The sequence below is a fragment of the Longispora urticae genome (assembly GCF_053902585.1).
Window position 1 is genome coordinate 98,983 of the sequence record NZ_JAQZSH010000048.1, and the last position, 12,487, is coordinate 111,469.

13 protein-coding genes are annotated in these 12,487 nt (G+C 71.7%); 9 read left to right on the top strand and 4 right to left on the bottom strand.

The annotated features are described in order from the left end of the window. Nucleotides 1-105 precede the first annotated feature (105 nt). The 5 genes from PT931_RS33115 to PT931_RS33135 are packed head-to-tail and all read left to right on the top strand — an operon-like array spanning nucleotide 106 to nucleotide 5,147. Nucleotides 106-1,275, top strand: a complete 1,170-nt coding sequence (locus PT931_RS33115; protein ID WP_456249651.1) for an acyltransferase domain-containing protein — start codon at nucleotides 106-108, stop codon at nucleotides 1,273-1,275. Further along, nucleotides 1,272-2,207 (top strand): beta-ketoacyl-ACP synthase III, encoded by a 936-nt coding sequence (locus PT931_RS33120; RefSeq protein WP_456249652.1) that lies wholly within the window; start codon nucleotides 1,272-1,274, stop codon nucleotides 2,205-2,207. The genes PT931_RS33115 and PT931_RS33120 overlap by 4 nt, the downstream gene beginning before the upstream one ends. 34 nt (nucleotides 2,208-2,241) lie before the next feature. Further along, nucleotides 2,242-2,490: an acyl carrier protein gene (locus PT931_RS33125; protein ID WP_456249653.1), complete on the top strand. Its 249-nt coding sequence runs from the start codon at nucleotides 2,242-2,244 to the stop codon at nucleotides 2,488-2,490. Further along, nucleotides 2,487-3,713, top strand: coding sequence for a beta-ketoacyl-ACP synthase II (gene fabF / locus PT931_RS33130; protein ID WP_456249654.1), 1,227 nt, complete (start codon nucleotides 2,487-2,489; stop codon nucleotides 3,711-3,713). Before PT931_RS33125 ends, fabF begins: the two co-directional genes overlap by 4 nt. A gap of 15 nt (nucleotides 3,714-3,728) precedes the next feature. Further along, nucleotides 3,729-5,147: an acyl-CoA carboxylase subunit beta gene (locus PT931_RS33135; RefSeq protein ID WP_456249655.1), complete on the top strand. Its 1,419-nt coding sequence runs from the start codon at nucleotides 3,729-3,731 to the stop codon at nucleotides 5,145-5,147. Nucleotides 5,148-5,319: 172 nt separating this feature from the next. Here the strand turns inward: PT931_RS33135 and PT931_RS33140 are convergent, their stop codons facing one another. Both PT931_RS33140 and PT931_RS33145 read right to left on the bottom strand, forming a co-directional pair. Then, complete coding sequence (locus PT931_RS33140; RefSeq protein ID WP_456249656.1) at nucleotides 5,320-6,978, bottom strand: glycoside hydrolase family 3 protein; 1,659 nt, start codon at nucleotides 6,976-6,978, stop codon at nucleotides 5,320-5,322. A gap of 9 nt (nucleotides 6,979-6,987) precedes the next feature. After that, the gene (locus tag PT931_RS33145; protein ID WP_197005214.1) at nucleotides 6,988-7,479 is read right to left on the bottom strand and encodes a DUF3145 domain-containing protein; all 492 of its coding nucleotides are present in this window, start codon (nucleotides 7,477-7,479) and stop codon (nucleotides 6,988-6,990) included. A 274-nt stretch (nucleotides 7,480-7,753) separates the two neighbouring features. Here PT931_RS33145 and PT931_RS33150 point away from each other — a divergent pair, with 274 nt between their 5' ends. The 3 genes from PT931_RS33150 (at nucleotide 7,754) to PT931_RS33160 (ending at nucleotide 9,953) form a co-directional block, all read left to right on the top strand. Further along, a complete protein-coding gene (locus PT931_RS33150; protein ID WP_363728745.1) occupies nucleotides 7,754-8,095 on the top strand; it encodes a hypothetical protein in 342 nt (113 codons plus the stop codon). A gap of 108 nt (nucleotides 8,096-8,203) precedes the next feature. Next, nucleotides 8,204-8,911, top strand: a complete 708-nt coding sequence (locus PT931_RS33155) for a hypothetical protein (RefSeq protein ID WP_456249657.1) — start codon at nucleotides 8,204-8,206, stop codon at nucleotides 8,909-8,911. 52 nt (nucleotides 8,912-8,963) lie between these two features. After that, nucleotides 8,964-9,953, top strand: coding sequence for a hypothetical protein (locus tag PT931_RS33160; RefSeq protein ID WP_456249658.1), 990 nt, complete (start codon nucleotides 8,964-8,966; stop codon nucleotides 9,951-9,953). 125 nt (nucleotides 9,954-10,078) lie between these two features. On the opposite strand, the gene PT931_RS33165 is transcribed toward PT931_RS33160, so the two are convergent. Further along, entirely contained in the window at nucleotides 10,079-10,951 is an 873-nt protein-coding gene (locus PT931_RS33165) for a septum formation family protein (protein ID WP_456249659.1), read from the bottom strand. Between the two features lie 108 nt (nucleotides 10,952-11,059). Continuing rightward, entirely contained in the window at nucleotides 11,060-11,383 is a 324-nt protein-coding gene (locus tag PT931_RS33170) for a putative quinol monooxygenase (RefSeq protein WP_456249660.1), read from the bottom strand. A 336-nt stretch (nucleotides 11,384-11,719) separates the two neighbouring features. On the opposite strand from PT931_RS33170, the gene PT931_RS33175 reads away from it, so the two are divergent. Beyond that, nucleotides 11,720-12,382 (top strand): DUF4097 family beta strand repeat-containing protein, encoded by a 663-nt coding sequence (locus PT931_RS33175; RefSeq protein ID WP_456249661.1) that lies wholly within the window; start codon nucleotides 11,720-11,722, stop codon nucleotides 12,380-12,382. Nucleotides 12,383-12,487 lie beyond the last annotated feature (105 nt).

The following is a 12,487-nucleotide window of genomic DNA, read 5'->3' on the forward strand; positions in this document are numbered from 1 at the left end:
AGCTGAACGGCCGAATGTCTTTGTAGGAAACCTACAACGTTTGTCGTCAGGTTTGGTGGCGAGCGATAGGGCTCGGACCTCCTTCGATCAGCCACAGTCTTAAGTGTGCTTGCCGTACTCGCTCCCGGTCAGGGCTCACAGAAGCCCGGCTTCCTCACTCCGTGGCTCGACCTGCCCGGCGTCGAACCCCGCCTCCGGTGGTGGTCGGCGCTCGCGGGCATCGACCTCGTCCACCTCGGTACGACCGCGGACGCCGACGAGATCAAGGACACCGCCAAGACCCAGCCGCTCCTCGTGGCCGCCGCCCTGCTCGCCGCCGAGCAGCTGCCGCTGCACGACGTCGCGCTGGTCGCCGGGCACAGCGTCGGCGAGCTCGGCGCCGCCGCCCTCGCCGGGGTGCTCAGCCCCGAGGCCGCCGTGACCCTCGCCGGGGTCCGGGGCCGCGAGATGGCCGCCGCCTGCGCCGTCGAGCCCACCGGGATGGTCGCCGTGCTCGGCGGCGACCCCGACGAGGTGCTCGCCGCCATCGAGGCCGCCGGCCTCCACCCCGCCAACCGCAACGGCGCCGGCCAGATCGTCGCCGCCGGTTCCCTGGCCGGGCTGGACAAGCTCACCGACAACAAGCCGGCCGGCGCGAAGGTCGTCAAGCTGTCCGTGGCGGGGGCGTTCCACACCCCGTACATGGCACCGGCCGAGCAGGCGCTCGTCGCCCTCGCCCCCGGCATCACCGTGCACCAGCCCAGCCGGCTCGTACTCTCCAACCTCGACGGCTCGGCCGTCACCGGCGGCAACGAGCTGGTCCAGCGCCTGGTCCGCCAGGTCACCGCCCCGGTCCGCTGGGACCTGTGCATGGACACCCTCGCCGACCTGGGCGTGACCGCCGTGATCGAGCTGCCGCCGGCCGGCACGCTCGCCGGCCTGATCAAGCGCACCATCAAGGGCGTCGAGATCGTCAAGGTCAACACCCCCGACGACCTGAAGGCCGCCCGGGACCTGATCGCCCGGCACGGGGTCGCCCCGACCCACGAGCCCATCCCGCACTTCCAGGTCGCGGTGTCCCCCGCCGCCGGCAACTTCCAGCCGGCCGAGGGCCTCACGGAGGGCACCGACGTGAAGAACGGCCAGGTCATCGGCCAGGTCGAGACCCGCCAGGGTCCGATCGACGTCACCACCCACGCCGCCGGCACCCTGATCGAATGGCTCGCCAGTCCGGCGGACCCGGTCGCTCCGGGCCAGCCCCTCGCCCGGCTGCACCCGACCGGAGGTACCGCATGACCGGCTCCCGCATCGTCTCGATGGGGCACTACCAGCCCTCCAAGATCCTCACCAACGACGACCTGGCCCAGATCGTCGAGACGAACGACGAGTGGATCCAGTCCCGGGTGGGCATCAAGGAGCGCCGGATCGCCGGCTCCGAGACGGTCGCCGACATGGCCGGCTTCGCCGCCGAGAAGGCCCTGGCCAACTCCGGGCTCACCGCCGCCGACATCGACCTCGTCGTCGTGGCCACCACCTCCTCCATCGACCGGTGCCCCAACGTGGCCACCCGGGTCGCCCGCAAGCTGGGCATCGCCGCCCCGGGGGCGTACGACGTCAACACCGCCTGCTCCGGCTTCTCCTACGCCCTGGCGACCGTCGACCACGCCATCCGGGCCGGCGCCTCCAAGAACGCGATCGTGATCGGCGTCGAGAAGCTCTCCGACATCACCGACTGGACCGACCGCTCCACCGCCGTCATCTTCGGCGACGGGGCCGGCGCTGCCGTGGTGTCCGCCAGCGACGAGCCGATGATCGGCCCCGTGCTGTGGGGCTCGGACCCGGAGAAGGGCGACGCGATCGTCATCGAGGGCTGGCGCCCGTACATCCAGCAGGCCGGGCAGACCGTGTTCCGCTGGGCCACCTTCGCGCTCCCGGCGCTGGCCGCCGAGACCTGCGAGCGCGCCGGCATCAAGCCCAGCGACCTGGTGGCGTTCGTCCCGCACCAGGCCAACCTGCGCATCATCGAACCCCTCGCCCGTAAGCTGGGCGCGCCCGACCTCATCGTCGCCCGCGACGTCATCGAGTCGGGCAACACCTCGGCGGCATCGATCCCGATGGCGCTGTCCAAGCTGGTCGAACGGCGGGAGATCCCGTCGGGTGCGCCGGTGCTGCTGTTCGGGTTCGGCGGTGGTCTGACCTATGCCGGTCAGGTCGTCCGCTGCCCGTAACGGCATTTTCCACCTATGAAGGGAACCATCAGAAATGGCTCGTGAAGAGATCGTCGAAGGCCTCGCGGAGATCCTCGAAGAGGTCGCCGGCGTGAACCCCGAGGACGTCGCGGAGGAGAAGTCCTTCACCGAGGAGCTCGACGTCGACTCGCTGTCGATGGTCGAGGTCGTCGTGGCGGCCGAGGAGAAGTTCGGCGTGAAGATCCCGGACGACGAGGTGCAGAACCTCCGTACCGTGGGTGACGCCGTCTCCTTCATCGAGAAGGCACAGGCGGCCAAGTGAGCCACGCCGACGTCGTAGTCACCGGGCTCGGCGCGACCACCCCGCTGGGCGGGGACGTCGCGTCCACCTGGGCCGGGCTACTCGCCGGTCGCTCCGGCGTCGGCCCCCTCACCCAGGACTGGGCGGCCCAGCTGACCGTACGCATCGCCGCCCAACTGGCTGAGGACCCGAGCACCAAGCTCGACCGGATCAAGGCCCGCCGCATGGACCGTTCCGAGCAGGTCGCGGTCGTCGCGTCCCGCGAGGCGTGGACCGACGCGGGGCTCGACGACGTCGAGGTCGACCGCGGCCGGCTCGGAGTCGTCGTCGGCTCCGGGATCGGCGGCGCGACGACCCTGCTCGCCCAGGACGACATCCTCGAGGCCCACGGGCCCCGCAAGGTGTCCCCGCACACCATCCCCATGCTGATGCCGAACGGCCCGGCCGCCTGGGTCGGCCTGACCTTCGGCGCGCAGGCCGGCGTGCACGCCCCGACCAGCGCCTGCGCCACCGGTGCCGAGGCCATCGCCTGGGGCCTGGACATGATCCGCTCCGGCCGCGCCGACGTCGTGGTCGCCGGCGGTGTCGAGGCCGTCATCCACCCGCTGCCGATGGCCGGCTTCGGCTCGATGCGGGCCATGTCGGTCCGCAACGACGAGCCCGAGCGCGCCTCCCGCCCGTGGGACGCCGACCGCGACGGCTTCGTCCTCGGTGAGGGCGCCGGCGTCGTCATCCTGGAGCGCGCCGAGCACGCCGCCGCGCGCGGGGCGAAGGTCTACGCCCGGCTCTCCGGCTCGGGCATGACCTCCGACGGGTACGACATCGTGCAGCCCGACCCGGAGGGCGTGGGCCAGGCCCGCGCCATGACCCAGGCCATCAAGGAAGCCGGCCTGACCAAGAAGGACATCGGGCACGTCAACGCGCACGCGACGTCCACCCCGGTCGGCGACATCGCCGAGGTCAAGTCGATCGAGGCCGCCGTCGGCAGCCACCCGGTCCTGACCGCGCCCAAGTCGATGCTGGGCCACCTGCTCGGCGCCGCCGGCGCGGTGGAGTCCATCGTGACGATCCTGTCCGTGCACCACCAGCTCATCCCGCCGACGATCAACCTGGAGGTCCCGGACCCGGGGCTGACCCTGGAGGTCGTCACGGGCGAACCGCGCAAGATGCACCTGGACGCCGCGCTGAACAACTCGTTCGGCTTCGGCGGGCACAACGTCGCCCTGCTGTTCACCCGGGCTTAGGAGAAGAGCGCTGTGATGACCACGAATTCCGCTTCGACCGACGACACCGTCGTCGATCACCGGGACCCGGAGCCCCGCCTCCGGGCGCTGTTCGACGCAGGTTCCATGCGGGCCATCTCGCCCCGCGACGACTCGGGCGTGATGACCGTCCGTGGTGAGATCGACGGCCAGACCGTCATCGCGTACTGCTCCGACGCCCGGCTCATGGGCGGCGCCATGGGTACCGACGGCTGCCAGCACACCGTGGACGCCATCGACGCCGCCGTCCGCGAGCGGGTGCCGGTCATCGGCATCTGGCACTCCGGCGGCGCGCGGCTCCCCGAGGGCGTCGCGGCGCTCGACGGGGTCGGCCAGGTGTTCGCGGCCATGGTCCGGGCGTCCGGTCGGGTGCCGCAGATCTCCGTGGTGCTCGGCCCGGCGGCCGGCGGCGGGGCGTACGGCCCGGCCCTCACCGACATCGTGATCATGTCCGACCAGGGCCGGATCTTCGTGACCGGTCCCGAGGTCGTCCGCAGCGTCACCGGCGAGCAGGTCGACATGGAGCGCCTCGGCGGTCCCGAGCCGCACGGCCGGCGCTCCGGCGTCGTGCACATCACGACCAAGGACGAGGCCGGCGCCCTCACCAAGGCCCGCGAGCTGGCTAGCCTGCTCGGTCACCAGGGCCGGTTCTCCCCGGCCGACGTGAACGAGTCCCCGGAGCTCGGCGAGATCCTGCCCGAGCAGGTCAACCGGGCCTACGACGTCAAGCCCGTGGTCAAGGCCATGCTCGACACCGAGGGCCCGACCGTGGAGCTGCACGCCAAGTGGGCCCCGAACGTGGTCACCACCCTCGGCCGGTTCGCCGGTCGCACGGTCGGCGTGATCGCGAACAACCCGCTGCGGCTCGGTGGCTGCCTCGACGCGTCCAGCGCCGAGAAGGCCGCCCGGTTCGTCCGGATGTGTGACGCGCTCGGCGTGCCGCTGATCGTGCTCGTGGACGTCCCCGGCTACCTGCCGGGCGTCGGCCAGGAGTGGGACGGCGTCGTGCGGCGCGGCGCGAAGCTGCTGCACGCGTTCGCCGAGGCCGTCGTGCCCCGGATCACGCTGGTCACCCGCAAGGCGTACGGCGGCGCGTACATCGCGATGAACTCCCGCTCGCTCGGCGCGACCGCCGTGTTCGCGTGGCCGAACACCGAGATCGCCGTCATGGGCGCCTCGGCGGCGGTCAACATCCTGGCCCGCAAGAAGCTCGCGGCGGCCAAGCCGGAGGACCGCGAGGCCCTGCGCGCCCAGCTGATCGAGGAGCAGGCCCGCACGGCCGGCGGCGTCGGCCGGGCGCTGGAGATCGGCGTCGTCGACGAGGTCATCGAGCCGGCCAAGACCCGGCGCCGGATCGCGGAGGCCATGGCTGCGGCCCCGGCGGCGCGCGGCGCGCACGGGAACATCCCGCTCTAGACGCAACACGGCAAGCGCCCCCCAGCGGTCACTGGGGGGCGCTCGTCGTTTGTCACCCCAGATCAACACCACGTTTCCGGGTACTGGAAACGCGCGGCCACACCGTCAGCTGGGACGCGGCGCCCTACCCCAGGGGCAGGGGCAGCACCGGTTGTGAAGCGGACAGCCCCGGTCAGCAGCTCGACGCCGGCAGGCCCGGCACGGTGACCGGTGACTTCCCCCGGGCCGTGGCCTTGCCGGCCAGGACCGCCGCGAGGGCCTTCATCGAGGCGCGGGTGCCGCCGAACACCGCGATCAGGGTCGGCGACTTCGCGGCCCCGAGCACGTACGGGGTGTCCAGGGCGACCGTCACCGCCGCGTCCGGGGCCAGGTCGGCGGCCGTGTCCCCGTAGCCCGTGAGGTGCACGTGGGTGCCGCGCGGGCCCACCGGTACCCCCCAGGGCTTGAGCTCTTCCGTCAGCCAGGCGACGCGCTGCTCGTTGCCCGGCGAGCAGCTGATCCGCAGCGGACCGGGGACCTTCACCGGGCAGGAGCCGCGCAGGACCGTGACCGCGGCGGCGGCGGCCTTCGCGGCGACGGCCACGTGCTCCTCGGCGTTGACGGTCTCCACTGCGGGGCGCTCCGAGCCGGCGAGGCGTTTGCGGAGGGCCAGGACCCGCCCGGCGGCCTCGACCAGCCGGGCCTTCGGCAGCGCGCCGGACTTCAACCCGTCGAGCAGCCCCTGGTACGCGGCCTTCAGGTCCTCGGGCATCAGCAGCAGGTCGTTGCCCGCCACCAGCGCCTTCACGGCCAGCTCGCCGGACGGCAGCGACAGGGCCTTCATGTTCAGCGCGTCGGAGACCACCACGCCTTTGAAGCCCAGTTCGCCGCGCAGGACGTCGACGAGGACCTTGCGGGACAGCGACGACGGGACGCCCGGATCGATCGCCCGGGTGTCCAGGTGCCCCGACATGATCATCCAGGTACCGGCGGAGATCGCCTCCCGGAACGGCGCGATGTCCTGCGCGTCGAGGGTCTTCCGGTCCTGTTCCAGCACCGGCAGGCCCTCGTGGCTGTCCACGTCCGTGTGCCCGTGGCCCGGGAAGTGCTTCGGGCAGGCCGCGACGCCCACCGCCTGGAGGCCCTTGACGGCGGCGGCGACGTGCCGGCCGACCAGCCCCGGGTCCGAGCCGTAGGCGCGGGAGCCGATCACCGTGTTGCCGGGGCCGCCGAGCACGTCGGCGCTCGGCGCGAAGTCCACGTTCACGCCGACCGCGGCCAGCTCCGCGCCGGCCATCCGCCACGCCGCCCCGGTCAGCGCCGCGTCGTCGGCCGCCCCGAACGCCATGCCTGTCGGCAGCAGGGCCATGCCCTCCTTGATCCGGGTGACCACCCCGTACTCCTGGTCGATCCCGATCAGCGGCGGCAGGCCCTTCGTCGCCGCGCGCAGCCCGTCCGTGAGCTTCCTGGCCTGGGCCGGGGACTGCACGTTCGTCGTCGGGTTGGTGTCCTTCGTCGGGTCGTCGGCCGTCGCGCTGACCAGGATCAGGCCCGCCAGGTGGTACTTCGCGAGCAGCTGCGCCGGCGTGTCCACCCCGCCGATCCGCTGGTTGCCCGCCGCCGAACCGGGCGACACGGCGGTGGCGTCGTTGCCGTAGGCGTACGGCATCAGCACCGCCCCCACCAGCTGCTCGTCGGAGAGGCCGTCGGTCAACAGGGGCTCGTCCTTCTTCCCGGGCTTCGCGTCCGCACCCGGGGTGTCACAGCCGGCCAGCGCCCCGCCGGCCACAGCGAGTAGTGAGGAGGTGAGCAGGACGCGACGGGAGAGGAGTGGGCGACCTGGCGACATCATCGGGCCAGGTTAGCCAACCTGCGTCAACCACGTCATCGGCGCGCCGTCGCCCGCGTGCCGGTACGGCTCGAGCTCGGAGTCCCAGGCCGTGCCCAGGAGCTTGTCCAGGCCGTGCGCCAGGGCTTCCGTGCCGGTGGCGGCGGCCATCAGGGAACGCAGCCGGTCCTCGGTGAGGGTGATGTCACCATTCGCACTGATCGCGGCGCGGAACAACCCGCGGCTGGGCACGAACATGATCCGCTCGCCGTCGTACCCCGGACTGGGCTCTTCCGTGACCTCGAAACGGGTCATCGGCCACTGCTTGAGGGCAGCGGCGAGCTCAGCACCGGCGCCCGGGCGACCGGACCAGGTGCACTCCGCCCGCAGGGCAGGCGGATCCATCGGTTGTGCCGTCCACTCGAGTCGAACGGGTGTGCGCAAGACACGCCCGATCGCCCATTCGACGTGTGGACACACGGCGGATGGGGTCGAGTGGACATACACGACGCCTCGTGTAGGCACTGTTGACCTCCCGGGTGACCGAGGTTCGTCTTCCCCCACGGCCTCGATCAGCCAGAAATGTCGTTACCCATGATGCAGGCTGCGGCGGGTGTTGCGCCAGTGAACAGTGAAACTCACGCGAAACTTCCACCGAACCGGGAGTGTACCGGTTTGTCCGGCGTTGGCCTAGTGGCAGGGCCGTTCGACTCGCCGACCGGGCTCGGGTAGACTCTTTCCGGCTAGCGTCCGCGCTGGCTACTCATCTTTTCTCACGTCCGTCTGCAAGGAGTTCCGCGTGGCTAGCAACACGTCGAAGACCGCGCGCGCGTCAGTCCGCGCCGGCCAGGCAGGTGCCGCTGGCGGCGCTCTCAGCGTCCTTGGCGAGTTCAAGTACCTGATCCCGCTGAACGGTGGCAAGCACGTCTACGTGCGCAACCTGACCAACGGCAAGACCGTGCACGCCTCGGTCACCTCGGAGAAGTTCATCGAGGAGATCCGCGTGCTGGCCGCTGCCGGGCACGGCGCCAAGATCCGCGCCGAGCTGGCCGGGCTGGCGACCGCCTACCCGAACGACGGCTGGGAGGCCACCGAGAGCCGCCTCGCCGAGGCTGGTCTCTTCGAGGCCGCTGCCGCCTAGGTAGTTTTCGCGAGGTGCCCCGACAGCGATGCTGTCGGGCCACTTCTGTGTTCCGGGGGTGCCGATCCGCACTGTCGGGGTGCCCGGTGGATGGGGCAAGCTGACAGGATGTCGGACCTCCACGACGCGTACGCCCCGCATGTCCCCGCGCGGGACCGGCGCGGCGGCACCGCCTCCCCCGGGCTCACCGCGCTCCTCGGCGTCACCCTCGGCACCATCTTCGGCGGCTTCGGCCTCGGCGTGCTGCTCAGCGGGGCACTCCCCAACGTCGGGCACCCCACGGCGTTCCGGATCATCGTGTGCGGCGGCGGACTCCTCGTGGCCGTCGGCGGTTACGCGGTCGCGGCCCGCGCCGCCCTGCACGCCCGCCGGTTGCGCCGGCTCGGCCCCGACGTGATCACCGCCGACGCGCTCGACGACCTGCCGCCGACGCTGCGCGCCCTCGCGGGCCGCGCCCAGGCCGCCGCCGACCGGATCCGGGCCAGCCAGCCGTTCGCGGAGGGCTGGCTCCCGCTCGCCGAGGACGAGCTCGACCGGGTGGAGTGGACGACGCTCACCGAGCTCCGCGCCCTCGCCGCCCTGCCGCCGCTGCCCGACTCCCCCGGCCTGGCGGACCTGGCCGCCGACCGGGCCGCCCGGACGACCACGCTCAGCGAGCGGGTTTCGGAAATCGAGCAGCTCGCGCTCGGCACCCAACGCCTGGAACTGACCCTGCGTGACCAGGGAAAGCCCGCCCCGCCAGCCGTGCACACCACCGAACTGTCACAGGCCGTGGTCGCGGTGTCCGAGATGGAGGCCTTCATCCGGGGACGGTGAGCGGGTAATGTTCGACCACTCATCGAACAGCCCCAACACCCAGGAGGGTCATATGGCCGCAGCCAACGGCCAGCTGGTCATCGAACGGATTCTGCGCGACCGCGAGGGAATCTGGCGCCAGATCATCGAACAGCGCAAACTCAGCCACCTGACCGGCCAGATGCTGGCCAGTTCGTCGATCGCCCTCGCCGTGTACGGCGCGGTGCTCGGCTTCTCCAACGGCCCGCTCCAGGCGGTCGTCTCCCTCGTCAAGCTGCCGATCCTGTTCCTGGTGACGCTGGCGATCTGCCTGCCGACGCTGTACCTGTTCAACCTCGTCTTCGGCGCGAAGCTGTCCATCAGCCAGGCCGTCTCCCTCGTGATGACCGCGATCACCGTCATGGCGACGCTGGCGCTGGCGTTCACCCCGATCAGCCTGTTCTTCCTGATCACCGCACCGAACTACAGCTTCTTCAAACTGCTCAACGTCGCGATCCTGATGCTCTCGGCGTTCGTGGGCCTGAAGTTCCTCACCTCGGGCATGCAGGCGTTCAACCGGCACCGCGAGGCGGAGGCGCGGTTGGCGGCCATGGTGCCGGTGCAGGCCGCGGCGCCGGTCGCGGCTCCGGTCACCGTCCCGGCCGGGGCGCCGGCCGAGGTCGTCGCCGAGCCGGTCGCGGTTCCGGCCGGAGCCCCGGCCGCGCCCGCCGCGCCCGACGAGGTCTTGGCCGCGCAGGCGGCGCCCCAGGTGCTCGTGGCGCCGGTCCCGGTCAGCCCGAACGGGATGCACCCCGGAATGCCCGGGCACCCGATGATGCACCAGGGCCGGCCGATGCACCCGGGTCAGCGCCCGATGCCGCCCCAGCTTCCCCCGGGCGAGCGGCCGGCGAGCATGGGCCTGCTGTACATCTGGATCCTGCTCTTCGGGTTCGTCGGTACCCAGCTCGGCTGGACCCTGCGGCCCTTCTTCGGCGACCCGGACATGAAGTTCCAGCTGTTCCGGGGCATCGAGGGCAACTTCTACGTGGACATCGTCCGCACCCTCGGGAACCTGTTCTCCTGATCTGTCCCGCCCCGGCCACCCGCTCGAAGCAGGGGCCGGGGCGGAGGACGGGCGGAGCCGCGCGCATGGCCTGCCAGCGCGTGCCGATCGGCAGCCTCGCGGCGAACGCCTGCCAGCTGTCGGATCTAGGCCACCACCGGCACCTTGCGCGAGCCCAGTGCCCTGACGCTGCCCATGAGCTTCCGGTCGCCCAGGGTGGTCACGAAACACTGGAAGACCCGGTCCCCCTCCCGGACCTTCCCGGCTGTCGGCCCCCAGAACGTGCTCTCGATCAGCTCGGAGTCCTCGAAGGTGGGCTGGTCCCAGCCGAGGAAGTCGGTGACCGTCTTCTGGCAGCCCGGGGCGACCGCCCGGTCCCGCGCGTCGTCGTCGGCGGGTACGACCTCCTCGCGGAGGGTGTAGAGGCCAGCCAACTCGGCAGTGTGCGGGGTGGCGCAGTCGACCAGGAAGACGAAGTCGTCGGTGGTCATGTTCGCGCAGCCGATCACCACGGGGCCGGTACCGACCAGGGCGCCGCGTAGGGAACCCGTCCGGCTGACCAGGGTGGTGGCCGCCGCGCTGCCGACCTCCGCGATATCGCAACTGAACCAGCGCTTCGCCAGGTGGGAGGCGTTCTCCTCCAGGTACGACGTGGTCGCGACCTTGCCCGTCAGCAGCGGCCCACCGAGGAACTTGTCGGCCTCCGCCCGGCAGGTCTCGCCGATCTCCTTGTCCGCCTCGGCGGCCGACAGCGAACCGGAGACCCGGCCGACGAAGTAGGTCTCGACCTCGTGCGGGCCGGTGCACATCGCGTACCGGCCGCCGAATGTCTCCGGGAAGCCGGTCGCCGTGCCCGCCTCCGAGGAGTTCCGGCAGGTACCCGCGCGGGGGGTCAGGGTCGAGCCGTCACCGACCGGGCCCCGGGTACTGCCGGAGAGCTTGACGACCAGGCCGATCATCCCCGAGCAGAGGACGAGGATGACGACGACGAGGAAGATGACGGTCCGTTTGCGTTCCACGGCGCGGGAGCCTATGCGAACGCGGGCCGGCACGCAGCCCCGCCTCCGGGGCGCCCCGGCAGACCGGCGCCGCCGCGGGCACCGTCCACTGTGCTGTCCGCGCCCGGTTCACCGCAGTTCAGGGGGCAGGGACGCCCCGGCGCCGCCGACCGGGCGGATCTCGACCTGCTCCGGCGCGCCCTCGAGCAGGGGCACCGTCCGGTCGATGAACGGCCGCAGCTCCGGGCGGCTCAGGAACGCCTCGTGCTCCTCGCGGCCGGCCCACAGGTCCTGCACCCAGATCACCGCCGGATCGGTCGCGGACGCCGACACCAGGTACATCAGGCACGCGGGGTTGTCCCGCAGGAGCCTGCCCGAGGCCAGGAGCAGGTCGAGGACCTCGTCGCGGTGGCCCGGCCGCACGGTGAGCTTGTTCAGCAGCGCGTACGTCATGGTTTCGACGCTACGCCCGGGGTCGGGGGCGGAGGCGGGATTCGCGGGGGTCGGGGCGGGGGCCACTCGTCGGCGCGGTCCTCGGCGGCCCGCTGGTCCACGACCACGGCACGCGGGTCGAGCCGGGAGCGGACAACCGGGGGGTTCGATGCGTTCGCGTCCAGCCCATTGCAATGATCAGGCGGTGGTCGTTGCGTTGACCTTGAGGACCATTGCAACAATTTCAACCAACTGACCTGCAAAAATAAGCCTCTTACGCAATGAACAGCTTGAAGGATCAGCGAAGGAAACGTAGCGTTTCCCTTGTTCGAAACAACGAGTTTTTGGGAGTACGAGATGCTGAAGTTCGACACCACCGCCCCGATCGCCGCCGTCCTCGACGTTCCCGCGGGGCGGGTACTGCTCATCGCCGCCGACCGGGCCGACGCCACCGTGGAGGTGCTGCCCACCGACGCGTCGAAGGGCCGCGACGTGCGGCTGGCGGAGCGGACCACGGTCGCGTTCGTCGACGGGGAGCTGCGGATCGACGCGCCGGGGAACAACCTCGGCCCCACCGGATCCGTCGAGGTGACCGTGCAGCTGCCCGCCGGGTCGCGGGTCGGGGCGAAGCTCGCCAGTGGCGAGTTCCGGGCCGTGGGGCGGCTCGGGGAGGTCACCTTCGACGGGGCGCACGGGCCGGTCAAGGTCGACGAGGCCGCGAGTGTGCGGATCACCACCACCGCCGGTGACATCGCGGTCGGCCGCCTGGGTGGGGCCTCGGAGGTCACGACGCGCAAGGGTGACATCCACGTCGCCGAGGCGGTGCGGGGCGCGGTCGTCCTGCGCACCGACGCGGGTGCGATCTCGGTCGGCGCCGCCGCCGGGGTGTCGGCCTCGATGAACGCGGGCACGTCGTACGGGCGGATCGACAACGCGCTCTACAACAGCGAGGGCGGCGGCGCGCAGCTGGAGATCCACGCGACCACCGGGTACGGGGACATCACCGCCCGCAGCCTCTGAGGAGTGGGCGCCCCGCGCCGCGCGGTGTCCGGCGGCACCCTCCGATGACGGCCGTTCCGGTCCCGACGCGGCCGGGACCGCGTAGTGCCTGGCGGCAGCCTCCGA

Bases quoted from the DNA above. Each gene is read 5' to 3' on its own strand.
- PT931_RS33120 (WP_456249652.1), top strand. From the start codon at position 1,272: ATGACCGGCTCCCGCATCGTCTCGATGGGGCACTACCAGCCCTCCAAG.
- PT931_RS33125 (WP_456249653.1), top strand. From the start codon at position 2,242: ATGGCTCGTGAAGAGATCGTCGAAGGCCTCGCGGAGATCCTCGAAGAG.
- PT931_RS33135 (WP_456249655.1), top strand. From the start codon at position 3,729: ATGACCACGAATTCCGCTTCGACCGACGACACCGTCGTCGATCACCGG.
- PT931_RS33140 (WP_456249656.1), bottom strand. From the start codon at position 6,978: ATGATGTCGCCAGGTCGCCCACTCCTCTCCCGTCGCGTCCTGCTCACC.
- PT931_RS33155 (WP_456249657.1), top strand. From the start codon at position 8,204: ATGTCGGACCTCCACGACGCGTACGCCCCGCATGTCCCCGCGCGGGAC.
- PT931_RS33160 (WP_456249658.1), top strand. From the start codon at position 8,964: ATGGCCGCAGCCAACGGCCAGCTGGTCATCGAACGGATTCTGCGCGAC.
- PT931_RS33170 (WP_456249660.1), bottom strand. From the start codon at position 11,383: ATGACGTACGCGCTGCTGAACAAGCTCACCGTGCGGCCGGGCCACCGC.
- PT931_RS33175 (WP_456249661.1), top strand. From the start codon at position 11,720: ATGCTGAAGTTCGACACCACCGCCCCGATCGCCGCCGTCCTCGACGTT.